The organism is Allomuricauda sp. XS_ASV26 (assembly GCF_041224615.1).
Classification (GTDB): domain Bacteria; phylum Bacteroidota; class Bacteroidia; order Flavobacteriales; family Flavobacteriaceae; genus Flagellimonas; species Flagellimonas alginolytica.
This window is the reverse complement of the sequence record NZ_JBGFGK010000033.1, coordinates 322461-341293: the sequence shown is the minus strand read 5'-3', so window position 1 is coordinate 341293 and position 18833 is coordinate 322461. Positions and strand designations below refer to the sequence as shown.

The 18833-nt window shown below is 39.3% G+C and carries 19 protein-coding genes; 15 read left to right on the top strand and 4 right to left on the bottom strand.

From position 1 onward, the window contains the following. Position 1 precedes the first annotated feature (1 nt). The 10 genes from AB9K32_RS13695 (at position 2) to purD (ending at position 10829) form a co-directional block, all read left to right on the top strand. On the top strand, positions 2-496 hold the full coding sequence (locus AB9K32_RS13695; protein WP_369885499.1) for a DapH/DapD/GlmU-related protein: 495 nt from the start codon (positions 2-4) through the stop codon (positions 494-496). Between the two features lie 89 nt (positions 497-585). Continuing rightward, on the top strand, positions 586-1857 hold the full coding sequence (locus AB9K32_RS13690; protein ID WP_369885498.1) for a polysaccharide deacetylase family protein: 1272 nt from the start codon (positions 586-588) through the stop codon (positions 1855-1857). Beyond that, positions 1854-2936, top strand: coding sequence for a non-hydrolyzing UDP-N-acetylglucosamine 2-epimerase (wecB, locus tag AB9K32_RS13685; protein WP_224835945.1), 1083 nt, complete (start codon positions 1854-1856; stop codon positions 2934-2936). Before AB9K32_RS13690 ends, wecB begins: the two co-directional genes overlap by 4 nt. Positions 2937-2938: 2 nt before the next feature. Next, complete coding sequence (locus AB9K32_RS13680) at positions 2939-4090, top strand: glycosyltransferase (RefSeq protein WP_224835944.1); 1152 nt, start codon at positions 2939-2941, stop codon at positions 4088-4090. Positions 4091-4094: 4 nt separating this feature from the next. Then, a complete protein-coding gene (locus AB9K32_RS13675; protein WP_369885497.1) occupies positions 4095-5204 on the top strand; it encodes a hypothetical protein in 1110 nt (369 codons plus the stop codon). Continuing rightward, positions 5198-6379: an O-antigen ligase family protein gene (locus AB9K32_RS13670; protein WP_369885496.1), complete on the top strand. Its 1182-nt coding sequence runs from the start codon at positions 5198-5200 to the stop codon at positions 6377-6379. The genes AB9K32_RS13675 and AB9K32_RS13670 overlap by 7 nt, the downstream gene beginning before the upstream one ends. Beyond that, positions 6351-7052, top strand: coding sequence for a WecB/TagA/CpsF family glycosyltransferase (locus AB9K32_RS13665; protein WP_369885495.1), 702 nt, complete (start codon positions 6351-6353; stop codon positions 7050-7052). Before AB9K32_RS13670 ends, AB9K32_RS13665 begins: the two co-directional genes overlap by 29 nt. A 111-nt stretch (positions 7053-7163) precedes the next feature. Beyond that, positions 7164-8516: an undecaprenyl-phosphate glucose phosphotransferase gene (locus AB9K32_RS13660; RefSeq protein ID WP_224835940.1), complete on the top strand. Its 1353-nt coding sequence runs from the start codon at positions 7164-7166 to the stop codon at positions 8514-8516. A gap of 6 nt (positions 8517-8522) precedes the next feature. Next, positions 8523-9494: a UDP-glucuronic acid decarboxylase family protein gene (locus AB9K32_RS13655; RefSeq protein WP_252081035.1), complete on the top strand. Its 972-nt coding sequence runs from the start codon at positions 8523-8525 to the stop codon at positions 9492-9494. Positions 9495-9557: 63 nt separating this feature from the next. Next, on the top strand, positions 9558-10829 hold the full coding sequence (gene purD / locus AB9K32_RS13650) for a phosphoribosylamine--glycine ligase (RefSeq protein WP_369885494.1): 1272 nt from the start codon (positions 9558-9560) through the stop codon (positions 10827-10829). On the opposite strand, the gene AB9K32_RS13645 is transcribed toward purD, so the two are convergent. After that, positions 10824-11045 carry a uracil phosphoribosyltransferase gene (locus AB9K32_RS13645; RefSeq protein WP_224835937.1) on the bottom strand — a complete coding sequence of 74 codons (222 nt, stop codon included), beginning with the start codon at positions 11043-11045 and terminating at the stop codon, positions 10824-10826. The genes purD and AB9K32_RS13645 overlap by 6 nt on opposite strands. Positions 11046-11084: 39 nt before the next feature. Here AB9K32_RS13645 and AB9K32_RS13640 point away from each other — a divergent pair, with 39 nt between their 5' ends. The 3 genes from AB9K32_RS13640 to AB9K32_RS13630 are packed head-to-tail and all read left to right on the top strand — an operon-like array spanning position 11085 to position 13692. Next, a complete protein-coding gene (locus AB9K32_RS13640; protein ID WP_224835936.1) occupies positions 11085-12014 on the top strand; it encodes a DUF6427 family protein in 930 nt (309 codons plus the stop codon). Positions 12015-12053: 39 nt separating this feature from the next. Continuing rightward, on the top strand, positions 12054-12659 hold the full coding sequence (locus tag AB9K32_RS13635; protein WP_369885493.1) for a DUF4254 domain-containing protein: 606 nt from the start codon (positions 12054-12056) through the stop codon (positions 12657-12659). Then, positions 12643-13692, top strand: coding sequence for a glycosyltransferase family 9 protein (locus AB9K32_RS13630; protein ID WP_369885492.1), 1050 nt, complete (start codon positions 12643-12645; stop codon positions 13690-13692). Before AB9K32_RS13635 ends, AB9K32_RS13630 begins: the two co-directional genes overlap by 17 nt. Here AB9K32_RS13630 and arsS read toward each other — a convergent pair. Then, on the bottom strand, positions 13689-14777 hold the full coding sequence (gene arsS / locus AB9K32_RS13625) for an arsenosugar biosynthesis radical SAM (seleno)protein ArsS (protein ID WP_369885491.1): 1089 nt from the start codon (positions 14775-14777) through the stop codon (positions 13689-13691). The genes AB9K32_RS13630 and arsS overlap by 4 nt on opposite strands. 102 nt (positions 14778-14879) lie before the next feature. Further along, the gene (locus AB9K32_RS13620; protein ID WP_252081040.1) at positions 14880-15215 is read right to left on the bottom strand and encodes an arsenosugar biosynthesis-associated peroxidase-like protein; all 336 of its coding nucleotides are present in this window, start codon (positions 15213-15215) and stop codon (positions 14880-14882) included. Positions 15216-15414: 199 nt separating this feature from the next. On the opposite strand from AB9K32_RS13620, the gene AB9K32_RS13615 reads away from it, so the two are divergent. Then, positions 15415-16188, top strand: coding sequence for a patatin-like phospholipase family protein (locus AB9K32_RS13615; RefSeq protein WP_252081041.1), 774 nt, complete (start codon positions 15415-15417; stop codon positions 16186-16188). A 6-nt stretch (positions 16189-16194) separates the two neighbouring features. Here the strand turns inward: AB9K32_RS13615 and AB9K32_RS13610 are convergent, their stop codons facing one another. Further along, positions 16195-17241: a 2Fe-2S iron-sulfur cluster-binding protein gene (locus tag AB9K32_RS13610; protein ID WP_369885490.1), complete on the bottom strand. Its 1047-nt coding sequence runs from the start codon at positions 17239-17241 to the stop codon at positions 16195-16197. Positions 17242-17358: 117 nt separating this feature from the next. Here AB9K32_RS13610 and AB9K32_RS13605 point away from each other — a divergent pair, with 117 nt between their 5' ends. Continuing rightward, entirely contained in the window at positions 17359-18828 is a 1470-nt protein-coding gene (locus AB9K32_RS13605) for a DUF5687 family protein (RefSeq protein ID WP_338197555.1), read from the top strand. Positions 18829-18833: the final 5 nt, after the last annotated feature.

Below are 18833 nucleotides of genomic sequence, written 5' to 3'. Positions count from 1 at the left end.
TATGGCAAAAAGTATAAAAAACAGAATAAAGCTTTTTCTTGAGAAAACACTTTTACGCTTTAAAAACGTAAAAATGTACAATAACACGGTTTTTTCAAATATAAGCTTTAACGGAAGTGCAACAATTGAGCCATATTGCAGACTGATCGGTGAACCAAAAATTATTGTGGGCAACAATTTTTACATGAATGCACATTGCCACATACTTGGCAACATTAAGTTTGGGGACAATGTTATGTTGGGACCAAAAGTAGTAATTTGGGGTAGGGACCATGGTATGAAAATAGGGTTGCCAATGAACGCACAACCTCATGTAAATAAACCCATTGTAATTGGAGAAGACGTCTGGATCGGTGCAGGGGCAATAATATTAAAGGGCGTAAAAATTGGTAACGGAGCTGTTGTGGGTGCCGGTTCCGTAGTCACAAAAGATGTGCCGGAATATGCCATTGTTGTAGGTAATCCCGCAAGAATAATCAAAAGGAGAACGGACTAGTGTTTATAATAAGGACCAACTCGACTTGCTCTAACGAGAAAGAATACATTTTTGAACAAATATTAGGTTTATTTTTAGGTGTTCCTTTTTTGGTACGGTATACTGAAGATTCGGATGGAATAAGTATAGAAAAAGAAGGTGAAAAAGGAACAATAGAAATAGAAGATGTTTTTTTTGACCAATTTGGAAAAGGAATAAGTTGGCTGTCAGAAGAATCTTTGCCAAAATTACCTCTACAGATAAATACGGAAGATGGGCTACCTATAATCTATGGGAACGGAAAAATTGAAAAACAAAGAGACCAAGTTAAAATAGGCTTGGACATTTTTGGATCTTGTTTTTTTATGCTTTCCAGATACGAAGAAGTTATCAACACAAAAAGAGATGCTCATGGCCGTTTTCCTGCCAATGAATCCTTAGCATTCAAGGAAGGATTTTTAACTAGGCCGATTGTGGACGATTATGTAAATTTATTATGGAATCAAATTCAGCACTTGTGGCCGGGGGCAACAAAAAAAGAACATTTTTTTCGCGCCAATATCAGTTGTGATGTGGATAATCTTTTGGATAAAGGAGTCAAGTTTCCAGGTATTATTAAACGACTTGCGGGAGACATTCTTCATAGAAAGTCCATCAAACAATTTTGGACCTCGATATATCAGTTTTATAAAGTGTCCATTTTACAAAATCTAAAACATGATCCTTTTAACACATTTGATTTTATGATGGATGTCTGTGAGTCCAATGGGTTAAAGGCGGCATTTTATTTTATCCCAAAGAATAATAAACTACCAATAGATGGTGATTATGATATAGAAAGTGAAGACGTACTCGTCTTGATGAAGCGTATTATCTCTAGAGGTCACGAAATAGGATATCATGCGAGTTATGGTTCCTATATGGATGTGGCAACCACTAAAGCAGAAGTAGAACTTCTTAGGCAGGTTTACCAAAAAGCAGGTGGGGATCCAAAAGATATAAAGGGGGGCAGACAACATTATCTTAGGTGGGAACCTGGCGTTACAGAACTCAATTGGGAAGCTGCGGGGTTAAAGTACGATGCAACTCTTGGATATGCGGAGCATGTAGGCTTTAGATGCGGAACAGCAAGAGACTTTAAACTGTATAATGTCCCAAATAGAAAAGAGCTTGCTCTTTCCGAAAGACCATTGATACTTATGGAAGGCAGTCTGTTTTTAAAAAAATATCAAAATTTAAATTATAAAGAAGCTGAAACAGTTGCGAACAACCTAAAGGAGAAATGCCTTCGCCAAAGCAGTAATTTTAACGTACTTTGGCACAATTCCTTTTTTAGGGAACCAGAATTGTTCAGTTTGTTCAAAAGAATTTGTAAAATATGATAAAAATCGTCACTATAATTGGTGCAAGGCCCCAATTTATTAAAGCAGCAACAGTATCCAGGGCTGTAGCCGAAAATAATGGGGTAAAAGAGACAATTGTGCATACGGGGCAACATTTTGACGCGAATATGTCCGATATCTTTTTTGAGGAAATGGGCATTCCTAAACCAGATTACCACCTAGGTATAGGTGGCGGGGGACATGGATTGCAAACGGGACAAATGTTGATCAAAATAGAGGAGGTTCTCCTAAAGGAAAAACCAGATTGGGTTTTGGTATATGGAGACACGAACTCTACCTTGGCAGGAGCACTTGCGGCTGTTAAGCTTCACATTCCTATTGCGCATGTAGAAGCGGGGCTAAGAAGCTTTAACCGTAGAATGCCGGAAGAAATCAATAGGATTTTAACGGACGACGTTTCCGATATTTTGTTTACACCAACAGAAACGGCTGTAAAAAACCTAAACCAAGAAGGAATCCAAAAGGAGAAGATATGCAAAGTGGGCGATGTGATGTTTGATGCCGCGCTCTTTTATGGACAAATAGCAGAATCCAAAAGCAAAGTGCTTTCCCAATACGGATTAAATATCAAGAACTTTATTTTATGCACCATACATAGGGCGGAAAATACAGATAACCCGGAAAGGTTAAAAGATATTTTTAATAACCTGGAACTCGTTGCTACAAAACATACCTTGGTTTTACCGCTGCATCCAAGGACTAAGGGAGCTTTAGAAAAAATAGGTTTTGATAGGGAAGCGTCCAACATAAAATTCATCGACCCCGTGGGCTACATAGACATGGTTATGTTGGAAAAGCAATCCAAGTTAATCATTACGGATTCTGGTGGGGTACAAAAAGAAGCTTATTTTCATAAAGTGGGCTGTCTAACACTACGGGACGAAACCGAATGGGTGGAACTGGTACAAAACGGTTACAACGTTCTGATCAAGGATTTTAATAAACTTGTAGATGAAGTTGATACTGCCTTGGGAAAAAATCAATTTGAAAAAGAGACCTTTTTGTATGGTAATGGAGACTCCGCCAAATTAATAGTAGACTTTTTAAGACAAAAATAAAAGTGAAAATAGCTTATGTCCTCCCTATAGATATTGTTAGGTACCATGGTGTTTTAAACAAAGTATCCAGCCAGATATCGGCGTGGGAAAAAAATACAAACACAGTAAAAGTCTTTTTGGTCACTTCTCGAGACTTGTCAGAGCTTGATTCCACGGCCCTATCATCAATCAACGATAAAAAAAAGATAGCAGCATATAAATCAAAAAAGCTGGGTCTTTTGCCTGTTGATTTGTTAAAAGATTGGATAGGGCTTAGCAGTACGTTTTCCGAAGTCCTTGAAGCTATAGCGGAATTCTCTCCGGACATCGTTTATGCAAGAAGTGCGCTGTACCAGCCGTTCTACGGAAAATTAGGCAGCAAGTACAAATTGGTTTTGGAGCTAAATACCGATATGGCTTCGGAATATAAGCTACAATCCAAACAAAGTATAAAGTATTTTTTAAGGTATATTTATTTTTTGTTTACGAAGGAAAGGCTTTTTAATGGTGTATCCGGGATGGCCGCTGTTACTTTTGACATTGCCAAGGCAAGTAAGGTAAAAGGCAAGGAACTGGAGGTGTTCCCCAATTCTATCGACATTTCTAAATATCCAGAATTGGACCGTGTTAAAACAGAAAAAAGAGTAATATTCATAGGTTCTCCAGGCATGCCATGGCATGGTGTTGATATTCTTGTGGAGTTGGCAAAAAAAATGCCCACAATTAATTTTGATGTAGTCGGTATTTCTGCCACAGAACACGTTGGGGCAACAAAAAATGTTCAATTTCACGGTTATTTAAAAAAAGAAGAATATCTAAAACTTTTTGAGCGTGCAGCTTGTGCCATTGCTACCCTGGCATTTTTCCGAAACAATATGGAGGAGGCCTGCCCCTTAAAGGTTAGGGAATATGTAGCTTGCTGTAAACCTGTTATTCTTCCGTATAAGGATACAGCTTTTGAGTCTCTTGGTTATCCAGATTGGGTCCTTCAGTTACCCAATAGTGAGAAAGGTATTCTATCTTCATCGGGCAAGGTAGAAGCATTCGTGGATAAATGCACCGATTTCACCATCAACAAAGAAGATGTCAAAAAATATGTGCATGTAGACGATATCGAAGGAAGAAGACTTCGATTTTTTGAGAAAGTGATGAACTCAGCTATAGAATCCAATTAACACCATGGGCAAAGTCGCCAAAATATTGCTATGGGTTTTTTATGCAGTAACACTTGCGGCATTTGTACATTTTTCATATTCCAGGTATTTCAACCTTTTCTTTGAAGGCTTCTTTATCGTGATCTTTATGGTTTCTGCACTAAAGATCAAAAAGAAGAATCTTACCATGCTGACCTGTACATTGGTGTATTTTTTTGTTAGCATGGGATACGCCGTGTTTTTAAAGCACAATAATCTTTTGGACTTTCTTTTGATCTACAAGTTCTTTTTTTATGCGTCCCTTTTGTTCTTTATATCAGGGAAAACGCTATTTACCGGAGTAGCCATTTTGCGTTTATATAAGTTTTTGCTTTGGATTTTTCTCTTGAAATACTTGTTGGCAAAATTCGTTTTTGGAAACGATCGCCCCATTCTTTTCCATGAAAATAATTATGAGCTCATGTTTTTGACGCTTGTCTTTTATCTTTCTTATTTAATTAATAAAAGAGTAAGTTATGGAGAACAGCTTATGTTGGCGATTATTTTTTTGCTCTCTGGGTCTAAATCGGCAATTTTAATTTTGTTTTTTGTTTTGGCCGTAGTCAATTATAAGCTACTGCTAAAAAGAATCCACGTATTATTACCAGGCGCAATGCTCTTTATTGTTCTAGGTTATGAGGTAATAAAACAGCGAATGGGTGGCGCATTTGACTTAGAAAAGGTAGATAGGTTTCGTTTTTTGATGCTTTTTTTTAAAGAAGTCGAGAACTGGAGTTTTTGGGACTTTCTTGTAGGTGCAGAGCGTATAACCGCTTTAGACCCTTATGTATGCCAACAATTGGCCTATTACCAAACGTTGTTCAGTTATAGCGGCGACGGCACTTGTTACTCGGTGATCTTTCACTCCTACTTGTTACGGATAATTTACGACCATGGTCTAATTGGTCTATTGTTTATGTTGGTAATACTTTACACCATATGTAAACAATCCGGCTTATCCTCCAAGTCTTATTTAGTGATCCTTGGTATTGGAATGTTAAATGGTTTATCGGTATCGTCATTCAATAGTATTTATTTTGTGGTTGGATTGGTGTTCCTATTGGTCACGAACAAGAAAATAAATGCGGTATGCTAAAAAGCAAACAAAAGGGTATTTGGGAAAGAGTATTTTTGATTGCTTTGGCCATTTTCGGCTTTAGTCTTAGCCTGGACCCAGACTGGAGCAGTAAAGCCCTTATACCCGTAATTGCTGTTTCTTTAATTAACATAAGAATCAATAAAAGTCTCATAAAAGCGCCCTCGTTTTACGTTGTACTTTTAATTTTTGGGTATACACTGGTCAATGCATGGGTTTTTCGGGTAAGCCCAGATATGGAAATGTTATCGGTCCCAATCTGTCTATTTATGTTTTTTTATGTCTTGGTGCTGAGCAAAAAACTGAACGAGAAAAGCTTTAGGATCACCCTTTATTCGTTTTCAGCAGGTGTCCTGTTGGTTGGTATAGCCAATCTAATGGTCTATTTAATGGGTAGTGACCCCCCCCAGGATTTTTATGAAGCCTGGAACAAGACTACCATAGTTGACATTCATAAAATATATTATGGAGTCTATGTAAACTTAATGGTAGCGATTATTTGGCACTATACTTTTATTAATCACAGGTTGAATTTCTTAATGTTTTTCATTGTTCTGGGCTTTTCTTGGACCATGTTTTATTTTACTGGAGCCAAAAGCAGTATGTTTATCAATGTGGTTTTGCTAATGCTTTTTTTAATTCAGAAATTGTGGACCAAAAAGGCAAAGCTCATAACCTCAATAATGACCTTGTTGCCTATCATTATAATGCTGGCATTGTCATCTACAAAGGTACAAGGCTATTTTATTAAAATAGATGGAGAAGCTTCTAGAATAAGAAACTATACGATCAATCAAAAATTGATCTTGGAAAAACCTTTATTTGGTCATGGCATCGGCAATGAGTTCAACATTATGCAGAAGAATAGGGGAGAGAACAGTTGGGAATATAAAAATGGATACAACGCACACAACCAATATTTTCATATTTTGCTTGGGGGAGGGCTTGTACTTTTAGCTTTCTATATATTAGTGATCTGTTATGTTGGAAATGGCTCTAGCAATCAATTTTTGCTGCCATCTTATTTTGTATTGATTGTAGCTTATGTTTGTTTGATAGAGTCCTTTTTTGAAAGACACCATGGTGCTTTTTTTACAACATTCTTTATTTGCTTATTTATTGGTTGGAATAAAAAATTAAAAATGCATGACGCCCAAAAACTTACTGATCAATAAAACTTCCAAGAAATTCGATAAGTTGAACCTGACCGATTCTGGCAGTTATACTTTTTTGAACCCATTTAGTTATTTGTTCTTTAGAAAGAACCTAACACTTTTTTCGAATTTTGATGGCATTTATATAGATGGTATTGTCCTGGTACGACTATTAAGGCTTTTTGGAATTAAGGTTGACAGGGCAAGTTTTGACATGACTTCTCTTGCTCCGTTGGTAATCGAAGAAGTGATCAAAACAAATAAATCGATATATTTTATTGGATCTACAACAGATGCCATAAACGGATTTATTGAGGTTATTTCAAATAAATGGCCCAAACTAGACATAGCTGGTTTTAGAAATGGTTATTTCTCCACTCCAAAAGATAGACTAGGCGCTATAAATGATATTTTACATAAAAACCCAGAAGTGGTTGTCATTGGGATGGGCACACCTTATCAAGAACAATTTCTAATTGAGTTAAAGGAAAACGGGTTCAATGGAGCAGCATATACCTGCGGTGGTTTTATTCATCAAACCACCAATAAAGTTTCTTATTACCCTCGGTTCTATGATAGATTTAATTTGAGGTGGCTATATAGAATGATAGACGAACCAAAGTTGATCAGCAGATATCTTTTAGACTACCCAAGAGCGGTGATCCTGTTTGGTATAGATTTTATTTTTAAGTAAGCACGGGTATTGGTTTTTACCAAAATAAAGCACATTCCTCTTTTAAGAACAACAATACAAGTGTTAACGGTATAAAAGTTGATATCTTTGCTGACAAATTATTGTGGCAGTATGTTTTTTGCACAACTTAGATATTCAAGTCTTATTACGGCTATTCAATATATTATTGATCTAGTTGTTTTGAATTTGTTTTTACATCTTTTGCCCATTAACTTTCAAACACCGCTATTAATCCACATATATATATCCGTTGCTTGGATTGTTATTGCTACAAAAAACGAGTTTTACACTGTTTATAGGTTCTCAAAAGTGACCTACATTGTTAAGCAGTTGTTTGTACAATTTGTTTTTTTCTTTTTAGTACTTTATGCATTTATAGGATTTTTTAAGCAACCAATAATAAGCAGGTTGGCCCTAGGGCAATATTTTATCATCGTTTGTTTGACCATATCTACCCTAAAACTTTTGGGCTATTTCTTGCTGATGGAGTATAGGGAAAAGGTAAAGGGCAGCTTAAGAAATGTTGTAATAATTGGCAAGAACAAAAAAACAGATCAGCTACGAAAGGTTTTTGAGGAAAGAAGGGAGTTTGGGTATAACTTTAAAAAGCAATTTGCACCAAAGGCAGAGGGTTTTAAGGTGCATGATTGTTTTAGTTACATACAAGAAAATAGTATTGACGAAATTTATTGTTCCGTATCGGAGCTCAAAAACGAGGAGATAGGTAAGTTTATCAGTTTTGCGGATAATAATCTCAAAACACTAAAATTTATACCTGACAATAAGAACATTTTTTCCAAAAAGTTAAAGTTTGAGTATTACGATTACATACCGGTACTTTCTCTAAGGGATATTCCTTTAGATAGTCCTATCAATGCATTTATTAAAAGGACTTTCGATGTTGTATTCTCACTCTTTGTTATAATTGGGCTGCTTTCCTGGCTAACTCCAATTTTGGCTTTATTGATAACATGGGAATCTAAAGGCCCAGTATTCTTTAGGCAAACAAGGAATGGGATAGACAACAGGGAGTTTTATTGTTATAAGTTCCGATCAATGGCCCCAAATAATAATGCGGACCATATCCAGGCCACAAAAAACGATATGCGAATAACCAAAATCGGAAAATTTATAAGGAAAACCAGTATAGATGAGCTTCCACAGTTTTACAACGTGCTATTTGGAACCATGTCCGTAGTAGGGCCACGGCCCCATATGGTAAAGCATACCAACGAGTATGCAACAAGTGTGGACAAATATATGGTGCGCCATTTCGTTAAACCTGGAATTACTGGATTGGCACAAGTACGGGGGTATAGAGGGGAAATAGAACAAGAGGCAGACATACAGAATAGAATTAAATTCGATATTTTTTACATAGAAAACTGGTCGTTGTTTCTCGATTTAAAAATTATAGTTCAGACAGTACTCAACGCAATCAAGGGAGAGGCGAAAGCATATTAAAATCAAATGAAAAAAACACTCATCACCGGGGCAGCCGGATTTTTAGGCTCGCACCTTTGCGATAGGTTCATTGCCGAGGGCCATCATGTTATCGGAATGGATAACCTGATCACAGGCGATATCAAAAACATAGAGCATCTATTTCACTTAAAACGTTTCGAGTTCTTCCATCACGATGTTACCAAATTTGTCCATGTACCCGGAAAAATGGACTATATCCTCCACTTTGCCTCACCGGCAAGCCCTATCGACTATCTTAAAATTCCGATAGATACCCTTAAAGTGGGCTCCTTGGGAACCTTGAACTTATTGGGCTTGGCCCGTGACCATGGAGCAAGAATTCTTGTGGCATCCACATCCGAAGTATATGGCGACCCCTTGGTGCACCCACAAAATGAGGATTATTTCGGCAATGTTAGCCCTATTGGTCCAAGAGGGGTATATGATGAGGCCAAGCGCTTTATGGAATCCATCACCATGGCCTACCATAGGCATCATGGATTGGACACCCGAATAGTTAGAATATTCAACACCTACGGTTCTCGAATGCGATTGAACGATGGCCGTGTAGTCCCTGCTTTTATGGGGCAGGCACTTCGTGGCGAAGACTTAACGGTTTTTGGTGATGGCTCGCAATCACGCTCCTTTACCTACATCGATGATCAAATCGAAGGAATCTACCGTTTATTGATGAGCGATTATGTAGAGCCCATCAATATTGGTAATCCCGATGAGACTACCATTCTGGAATTTGCGGAAGAAATCATAAAACTTACAGGAACCGATCAGAAAATCGTATTTAAACCATTGCCGCAAGACGATCCTATGCAACGCCAGCCCGACATTTCGAGGGCAAAAGAAATACTCGACTGGGAACCCAAGGTGCACCGCTCCGATGGGCTCAAAAAAGTGTTCGAGTATTTCAAATCGTTATCACATGATCAGTTGTGGGAGGCCCACAGAGAATTTTCACAATAGATCATTCGCAAATAACTCTTAAATTAAAATACAATTGAGTTATTTTTGCCAAAACTTTAATACATGAACATTCTGGTCCTAGGTTCAGGTGGTCGAGAGCACGCCATTTCCCTTAAAATATCCCAAAGCCCTAAAACTTCTAAACTTTTTGTTGCGCCCGGTAACGCAGGCACTTCTCAAATAGCAACAAATGTCGAAGTGGGCGTAAACGATTTTGAAGCCATTAAACAATTGGTGTTGAAAGAAAGCATTGACTTGGTGGTAGTGGGGCCGGAAGACCCTTTGGTGAATGGAGTTCACGATTTTTTCTTAAACGATACCGAGCTAAAGGCAGTTTCTGTAATTGGGCCGGAAAAAGCGGCCGCAGAGCTGGAAGGGAGCAAGGAATTCGCCAAAGAGTTTATGATGAGGCACAATATTCCCACTGCAGCATATCAGAGTTTTACGGCAGATACATTAGAAAAGGGCTATGCCTTCTTGGAAACCTTAAAACCGCCCTACGTGCTCAAGGCAGATGGTCTGGCGGCAGGTAAAGGAGTACTTATTCTTCAAAACATTCAAGAAGCCAAGGATGAGCTTAAATCCATGTTGCTCGATTCCAAATTCGGAAACGCAAGTGCAACGGTCGTTATCGAAGAGTTTCTTGACGGCATAGAACTGAGCTGCTTTGTTCTTACCGATGGCGCTAATTATAAAATACTCCCTACAGCAAAAGATTATAAACGAATAGGAGAGGGAGACACTGGGCTCAACACAGGAGGAATGGGGGCTATTTCCCCTGTTCCATTTGCCGATTCCGAATTTATGGACAAGATAGAGCGCCAGATTGTAAAACCGACCGTGGATGGCCTTAAAAAAGACAATTTGCCTTACATAGGTTTTATCTTCATCGGCCTGATCAAAGTTGGCAACGAGCCTAAAGTGATCGAATACAATGTTCGAATGGGCGATCCTGAGACCGAGGTGGTGATCCCAAGGCTTAAAAGTGATTTGGTAGAGGTGCTTATGGCCATGGCCAAGGGGACATTAGATAAAGTAGAACTGGATATTGACAATAGAGCGGCCACTACGGTAATGGCAGTTTCTGGTGGCTATCCCGAAGCTTATGAAAAAGGCAAGGTAATTACGGGTACAGAAAACATTAGGGATTCCATTGTGTTCCACGCCGGAACCAAAGTGTCGAACGGGCAAGTAGTTACCAATGGAGGGCGCGTAATCGCCATCACTTCTTTCGGAAAAGATTTTAAGGAAGCGTTACAGCAATCCTATCAAAATATGGAAAAGCTCCATTTTGATGGAATGTACTACAGAAAAGATATTGGTTTTGACCTATAGATAAGAATGGGAGCTGATCTCCTTGTTCTCTTCGTTATTGTCATTAAAGATCTTTAATTGTTTCATCCAATAGACCATTGCGATAAAACCAATGATCATAAAGATCCAGTTGATCGTGTTGGCACCCCACCAGCTGTGCATAAAGCGTAGAAAATCCAAAGGTGCGAATAGGTAATTTACAAATAAGTCCTCTATACCGTAAAAAAACTTGCTCATGTTGGCTATATTTACTTTACAAAAGTAGCAAAAGATAGGATGATTTCAAGCTTTTTCGGAAAAACAAAGCCCATAAACTATATTGTGCTGGGAGTGTTCTTGTTCCTTTTTTATTTTGCCAATATTTTTTTTGGGCCTAGCGGGCAAAAATTTAGCCAGATCATCCCTTTTGAATTGCTGATGTTCACCGCATTGCTACTCTCCGTTTTCATTACAAATCAGATTGTGAGAAAGGAAAAGGCGACCGAGTCCAATTCCTATACCATGGTGTTTTTTGTGCTTTTGGCCATCTCCTTTTCCGACCATTTGGGGCACCAGAACATTATTTTTGCCAATTTTTTTCTGCTTATGGCATTTTGGAGGGTGTTGTCCATTAAATCCATTAGGAACGTAAAGCACAAGATTTTTGATGCTTCCATGTTAATAGCCACCGCAAGCTTATTCTACGATTGGTCTTTGGCGTTTATGCTCTTGATCTTTTATGTGATAGGGGTTTACGACCGTAAAACCTTTAAAAATTGGCTGGTGCCTGTTTTGGGAACGGCCACTGTTTTTGTTTTAACGTTTACCGTGCTCAAGCTAAAGGGATCTCTTCATTTTTTTGCGGAACACTATCAATTTTCTTTAGGATTGTTTACCGATAAATCCTTTTTTCAAGTGTTGGATTTCAAAATATTGATTTATCTAATTTTGATCACCATTGTTTCCATCACCGTATTTGTGCGCCTGCGAAATGTGAGCGGGGGAAAATTGTTGCTCCTACGAATTGTGTTTTTTACCTTTTTGCTGGCCACGGTATTGATTCTGTTTAACCCTGTGGATCGTTCGCCGGTAATGATCACGTTTTTTCCCGCATCAATTTTCCTTACCAATTATTTTGAAGAAATAAAAAAACAAAACCTTCGAGAAGTGGTTTTGATCGGTTGTTTGGTATTGGCCTCCACTCTTTTTGTGGTCCATCTAAACTAAGTACGCCATAAAGCAATATCTTTGAAAAAAACTACTATTATGTTCAGCAATTTTGCCTTCAACATATTTGAGGAAAGTATAGAAAAGTACCATCTCAAGGATGATGTCTATCAAGAATTTTCTAACCCTTATCCAAAGGATAAAGTGGAGCACCTGTTGTATAGAAAAAATTGGATAGACACCGTTCAATGGCATTATGAAGATATTATACGTGACCCGGAAATTGACCCTGTTGCAGCCTTGGACCTTAAACGTAAAATTGATGCAAGTAACCAAGACCGTACCGATTTGGTGGAATATATAGACAGTTACTTTTTAAATAAATACCAATCGGTACAGGTAAAGCAAAATGCCAAGATCAATACGGAGAGCCCGGCATGGGCCATTGACAGGCTTTCTATTTTGGCCCTGAAGATCTATCATATGCAAGAAGAGGTAAACCGAACGGATGCTTCTTCCGAGCATATTAAAAAATGTAGCGATAAACTCGCCGTATTGCTCGAGCAAAAGAAAGACCTGTCCACTGCCATAGATCAGTTATTAATGGATATTGAATCCGGGGACAGGTACATGAAAGTGTATAAGCAAATGAAAATGTACAACGATGATGAACTAAACCCGGTTTTACGTGGACAAAAAGGGTGAACATACCCATATATTGGTTATCCGCTTGTCTGCAATGGGTGACGTGGCCATGACTGTGCCCGTACTACGAACTTTTACAGAAAAATACCCCCAAATGCGGATTACGGTGCTCACCAAAAAATCGTTTGCGCCTATTTTTAATGGGATGGGCAATGTGGAAGTTGTAGCAGCGGAGGTAAAAAAACAACACAAGGGACTTATTGGGCTTTGGCGGTTATTTAAAGAACTTAAACCATTAAAGGTTGATGCAGTGGCCGATCTTCACAATGTACTGCGTAGCAGGGTTCTTAAAAAATATTTTACTTTGGAACGGGTGCCCGTTGTACAATTGGACAAGGGGCGAAGGGACAAAAAAGCACTCACCCGGCCCAAAAACAAAGTTTTTGAACAACTAAAGACAACCCACCAACGCTATGCCGATGTGTTTGCCGGGCTTGGTTTCCCCATCGACTTAACCAAAGCAAAACCACTGGAAAGGATCCAGCTATCTGAAAAAGTACTGGGTCTGGTGCAACAAGATACCAAGAAATGGGTTGGAATTGCACCTTTTGCAGCTCATGATGGAAAAATGTATCCTTTGGATTCTACAGAGGAAGTTATTAAGCAGTTAAACAATACCAATAAGTATAAAATTTTATTGTTCGGGGGTGGGGCCAAAGAGGTTGATGTGTTGGAAAAGGTAGCAGGAACGTATGAAAACGCCTTGTGCATGGCTGGCAAGCTCGATCTTTCCGAAGAACTACAATTAATTTCAAATTTGGATGCCATGTTGTCCATGGATAGCGGCAATGCACATTTAGCAGCAAACTATGGTATCCCGGTAGTGACACTCTGGGGGGTTACCCACCCATATGCTGGGTTTTATCCGTTTGGGCAGCCCATGGACAATGCCCTATTGGCGGATAGTAAAAAATATCCTTTGATTCCGACCTCTGTGTATGGCAACAAAGTGCCAGAGGGGTATGAAAATGTTATGAGCACCATCAAACCTCAAGAGGTGCTGGATAAGCTAGTGGAAATATTGGACCATTAAGCCACCGTTCCTTGGCAACTGCTGCCCGCCCCTGCAGTGCACCCATAGCAATGTTGTGAGATAATTATATCCCGATTGCTCAGCACATCATCATTATAATCCTTGATGTGTTTTACCTTACTTGCTACTTTAAGGTCCAACATTTGGTTAAAATCGCAATCGTACAACCAACCATCCCAGCTTACTGAGATGGTGTTGGTGCACATTACATTTTCTACCGCAGCAGGGTTGTAGGCATCTACCAAAGAATACATATAATCCTCGTAATTGTCCGAAGCGATGAGGTAGTCCAAAAACCGTGAAATAGGCAAGTTGGTAATTGCAAAAAGATTATGAAAATCGATATCAAAATCAGCTTTCAACGCTTTTTTAAAGTCATGCTCCATGGCAGCTTGATCAGTGGGCAAAAATGCTCCGGAAGGATTGTACACCAGATCTAAACGTAAATCGCTATCTGGTCTACCATAACCCACTTGGTTGAGCATTTGCAAAGCCTTTATGGATTTATCAAAAACCCCATCGCCACGTTGTTTGTCCGTTTTGCCACGGGTATAGTGGGGCATGGATGAAACTACATGAACATTGTGCTTTTTAAAGAATTCCGGCAGATCGTGGTATTTCTTGTTGGCCAATATAATGGTCAAGTTGGACCGTACGATAAAATCTTTGATACCGGCCCTGGAAGCCTCTTCCACAAACCACCGAAAATCAGGGTTCATTTCGGGGGCACCACCAGTAAGATCCAACGTATGGGCGCTGGTATTCCGGATTACGGACAAACACTGTTCCATGGTCTCTCGGGTCATAATTTCCTTTCGGTCGGGGCCCGCATCTACATGGCAATGTCCGCAAACTTGGTTGCACATATATCCGACGTTGATTTGAAGCACCTCTAATTTTTTTGGTCTTAAGGGAGACTGACCCGTTTCGGTAATTTTATCCTTAAAGTAAGGTAGATCGCCACCCTCAAAAAGTTCCCCGTTCAATATTTCAAGTTGCTTTTGTGTACTGGCAAGTGCGTTTTGGTTGGCTTTTAATGATTTTTTAGCTGCTTTTTTTAGGTCTGTCAATATGCTTTGTTCCATTTAATGCTTTTATAGGATTTAGAGCAATCCAGTTCAATTGAGGTTATTGCTAACATCTAAAAGGGTAGCGGTCTTATTTCTATGGGCAAGGCGCTTTAGAAACTACATGGAAAGTTTCTCGTACTTGTTCATCATCTGAACACCATGAACCAAAGTGGCACCACTTTCGATCGCTGCACCTGCGTGCACGGCCTCCATCATTTCCTCTTTGGTTATGCCTCTTTGCAAACCATCTTTGGTATAGGCATCAATACAATAAGGACACTTTACTACATGCGCAACAGCCAGGGCGATCAATGATTTTTCTCGAGCGCTCAAAGCACCTTCCTCGAACACTTTGCCGTAATAATCGAAAAATTTATTGCCAAGCTCTTCGCTCCACTCTGTAATATTACCAAATTTTCTCAGGTCTGCCGGATCGTAATAGGATTTGGACATGCTTCAAATTTTTATGTTACACCTAAACTTACAACAAATATCACGATTGTATTTTGCTGTAACCTTCAAAAATCCATTTCTATCTGCAATAGACTAGTAATGTAGCCTGTTTATCAACTTAATATTAAGATGACGATTCGGTTGATATATTTACACTATGGAACCATCCAAAAATGTACATTTGTTCTAAAAGGAATAGATGTTTAAGAATAAAAGAATAGGGCTTGTGCTATCCGGTGGGGGTATACGGGGAATGGCTCACATAGGTTTGATCAAAGCCATGCGCGAACACGGGATAGAGGCCAATGTTGTTTCCGGGACCAGTATCGGGGCATTGGTGGGCGCACTTTATGCCAATGGAAATTCCGCTGAAGAAATGCTCTCTTTTTTTAAAGAAACACCATTGTTCCAGTATAGTTTTTTTACCATAAACAAACCCGGTTTTATAGATACTGAACGGTATGCCAATGTATTTGAGCACTTTTTCCCATCCAACTCCTTCGAAAGTTTGGGAAGGCCACTCTATATTGTTGCCACCGATTTAATGAGGGGCAAAGAAACTGTTTTTAACACAGGCGAACTTATAAAGCCCTTATTGGCTTCCGCTGCGCTTCCCCCAGTTTTTAGTCCTGTTGAAATCAATGATGCCCTGTATGCCGATGGGGGAATTATGAACAACTTTCCAACGGAATATGTGGAGGATAAAACCGATTTTATGATCGGGAGCAATGTGTCCGTCACCGTGCCACTGCAAAAAAAGGACCTTCGAAATTCGTTTCAATTGACAGGGAGAGTCACCAGTTTGATGATACACGCTTCCAACGACGAAAAATTGCAGAGGTGCGACCTTTTTATTGAGCCCCAAGGACTTGAAAAAATAGGCGTGTTGGACAAGAAAGGCATTGAAAATGCTTATAACATCGGCTACGAACATGGGCGCAAGGCCTTGGACAACATACTTTCCAAGACCTGACCCAGTTTATACATTATCGAAATCCACGGTAATTTTTGATGTAATTGGGTGTGATTGGCAAGTCAGGACAAAACCATCACTGATTTCGCCATCGGTTAGAATTTGGTTTTTCACCATTTCGGCCTTTCCATCCGTTAAGCGAGCTATACAACTACTGCATACACCACCTTGGCAGGAATACGGCGCGTCTATATCTTGTTTTAGAACAGCATCTAGGACAATTTCTTTTTTATCCATTACAAAATTGTAGCTCTCATCGTCCAAAATTACGGTTACTTGGGTTTTCCCTTCCAAATCTTCGGCCAAGGAATCTTCGGCATCCCCACTTGTGAAAAGTTCAAAATGAATTTCGCCCTCATCAACACCGTTATCTTTTAAAGTGTCCGTTACCAAGTGGATCATGTCCTCTGGCCCGCACAGATAAAATCCATCAAAAGCAGTTTCCTTGAACTTGTTTTTCAGTACAAAGTTTACGGTGGATTTTTCTATCCTCCCAAAAAGAGCGTCCTTTTCTGTAGATCTGCTATACACATATTGTACAAAAAAACGATCACCATATTGTTCTTTAATAGCTTGTATTTCCTTAAAATACATGGTCTCTTCTGGCGATTGATTGCCAAATACCAAAACAAAAACATTCTCGGGATTGCTTTCCAATACGGTTTGGGCAATGCTCATTATCGGGGTAATACCACTACCTGCCGCAAAAGCAGCAATGTTTTTGGGCGAATCGTCTTCAAAGATAAACCGGCCTTCGGGGGGCATAATTTCAAAGGTGTCGCCAACTTTGATATGTTCATTGGCAAAAACGGAAAAAGTACCATTTTCCACCTTTTTAATGCCCACTGTAAGTTTACCAGATGAAGGGGGGGATGAAATGGAATAGGCCCTGCGGAGTTCTTTTCCGTCCATCTCGTGTTTTATAGTGATGTATTGTCCTGCTTTAAAGGCAAAAGCGTTTGTAAGGTTTTCAGGAATGTTAAAAGTAAGGGCCACAGCGTTTGGAGTTAGTTGGTCCACTGCAGCTATTTTTAAAGCATGGGATGCGCTCATGTACAAAATTTTGTTACAAAATTAAGCATTACGCTTGTTTTGAACAGTCATTTTAAGAAAAAGCATGGGTTTTGTAACAAAACCGATAAATTAGACACCAACAAAAAAAAGCCAGCCATGCTCAAACATTTTATGGGACTTCAATGGAAGTCATTTTTTAGGTCTGCCAGTTTTAAAACAGAGATTTGGTTTAAAATATTGATGGCCTTGGGTGCCCTTTACTTTATTGTTGTTTTCTTGGGAATGGGGGTCGGGGCCTTTTATTTGATCGAGAAAATGGAGATAGGCGACCCCTTGCGTGTTGTCAACCAGTTTATGGTCTATTACATGGCCCTTGATCTTGTTTTTAGGTACATGCTGCAAAAAATGCCGGTGACCAATATAAAACCATTGCTCTATTTGCCCATAAATAAGAGCAAGGTGGTAAACTTTTCATTGGGGAAAACGGTAATCTCTTTTTTTAATATTGCCCATGCCTTCTTTTTTGTGCCGTTCAGTATTGTTTTACTGATAGAGGGCTATCCTCCCGTGCAGGTTATTGGATGGCACTTGGCATTGATGGCCCTGTTTTACTGTAACAACTTTATCAATGTTATGGTGAACAATCAAAATGGGGTTTTCTATGTATTTGCGGCCATATTTATATTGGCCGGGGCATCGCAGTATTACCAATGGTTTGATATTACTGTTTACACCCAACCTGTTTTCGACCTATTTTACGATATGCCCTGGTCGGCCATAATACCATGGGCAGCTTTAGCTGGCATGTATTATGGAGCCTATGCTTATTTTAAAAAACATATGTATTTGGATGGTGGTCTGGCCAAAAAGCAATCGGTGGCCAAAACAGAAAATTTGGAGTGGTTGGACCGCTTTGGCAATTTGGGAACATTCCTCAAGAACGACATCAAACTGATAAAAAGGAACAAGAGATCACGTTCGGCCGTAATAGCAGGAGCCTTCTTTATTTTTTACGGACTTCTATTTTTTACCGGAGCTTTGGAAGTTTATGAAGGCCCTTTCTGGAAAGTATTCGCAGGCATATTTGTTACCGGAGGTTTTCTCTTCAGTTTTGGGCAGTATGTGCCCAGCTGGGACAGTAGCTATTATCCTTTAATGATGAGCCAGAATATTAAATATCGTGAGTACCTTTCCTCAAAATGGTACTTGGTAATCATTGCAACCATTATTTCCACCATTTTGGCTTCATTTTATATCTATTTTGGTTGGGAGGCCTATGCCGCAGTATTGGTAGGCGCCATCTATAATATCGGTATTAACAGTTACCTTGTGCTTTGGGGAGGGGCCTATGTAAAAACACCGATAGATTTAACCTCTAACAAAAAGGCCTTTGGCGATAAACAGGCATTTAATGCCAAAACACTATTGCTCACGCTGCCAAAGTTGGCCTTGCCCATGGGTATTTACGCCATTGGACACTTTTTAATTTCTCCTATGGCCGGATACATTTTTGTGGCAGTTTTTGGATTGCTCGGATTTGTTTTTAAAAACAAAGTGTTTACCATGATCGAGGGCATCTATAAAAAGGAGAAGTACAAAACATTACAAGCATACAAACAGAAATAACCAAC

Excerpts from the sequence above, each read along its gene's own strand:
- AB9K32_RS13695 (WP_369885499.1), top strand. The coding sequence starts at position 2 with ATGGCAAAAAGTATAAAAAACAGAATAAAGCTTTTTCTTGAGAAAACA.
- AB9K32_RS13640 (WP_224835936.1), top strand. The coding sequence starts at position 11,085 with ATGATTTCAAGCTTTTTCGGAAAAACAAAGCCCATAAACTATATTGTG.
- AB9K32_RS13610 (WP_369885490.1), bottom strand. The coding sequence starts at position 17,241 with ATGAGCGCATCCCATGCTTTAAAAATAGCTGCAGTGGACCAACTAACT.
- purD (WP_369885494.1), top strand. The coding sequence starts at position 9,558 with ATGAACATTCTGGTCCTAGGTTCAGGTGGTCGAGAGCACGCCATTTCC.
- AB9K32_RS13675 (WP_369885497.1), top strand. The coding sequence starts at position 4,095 with ATGGGCAAAGTCGCCAAAATATTGCTATGGGTTTTTTATGCAGTAACA.
- arsS (WP_369885491.1), bottom strand. The coding sequence starts at position 14,777 with ATGGAACAAAGCATATTGACAGACCTAAAAAAAGCAGCTAAAAAATCA.
- AB9K32_RS13605 (WP_338197555.1), top strand. The coding sequence starts at position 17,359 with ATGCTCAAACATTTTATGGGACTTCAATGGAAGTCATTTTTTAGGTCT.
- AB9K32_RS13615 (WP_252081041.1), top strand. The coding sequence starts at position 15,415 with ATGTTTAAGAATAAAAGAATAGGGCTTGTGCTATCCGGTGGGGGTATA.
- wecB (WP_224835945.1), top strand. The coding sequence starts at position 1,854 with ATGATAAAAATCGTCACTATAATTGGTGCAAGGCCCCAATTTATTAAA.
- AB9K32_RS13635 (WP_369885493.1), top strand. The coding sequence starts at position 12,054 with ATGTTCAGCAATTTTGCCTTCAACATATTTGAGGAAAGTATAGAAAAG.
- AB9K32_RS13645 (WP_224835937.1), bottom strand. The coding sequence starts at position 11,045 with ATGAGCAAGTTTTTTTACGGTATAGAGGACTTATTTGTAAATTACCTA.
- AB9K32_RS13665 (WP_369885495.1), top strand. The coding sequence starts at position 6,351 with ATGACGCCCAAAAACTTACTGATCAATAAAACTTCCAAGAAATTCGAT.
- AB9K32_RS13655 (WP_252081035.1), top strand. The coding sequence starts at position 8,523 with ATGAAAAAAACACTCATCACCGGGGCAGCCGGATTTTTAGGCTCGCAC.
- AB9K32_RS13670 (WP_369885496.1), top strand. The coding sequence starts at position 5,198 with ATGCTAAAAAGCAAACAAAAGGGTATTTGGGAAAGAGTATTTTTGATT.
- AB9K32_RS13660 (WP_224835940.1), top strand. The coding sequence starts at position 7,164 with ATGTTTTTTGCACAACTTAGATATTCAAGTCTTATTACGGCTATTCAA.
- AB9K32_RS13620 (WP_252081040.1), bottom strand. The coding sequence starts at position 15,215 with ATGTCCAAATCCTATTACGATCCGGCAGACCTGAGAAAATTTGGTAAT.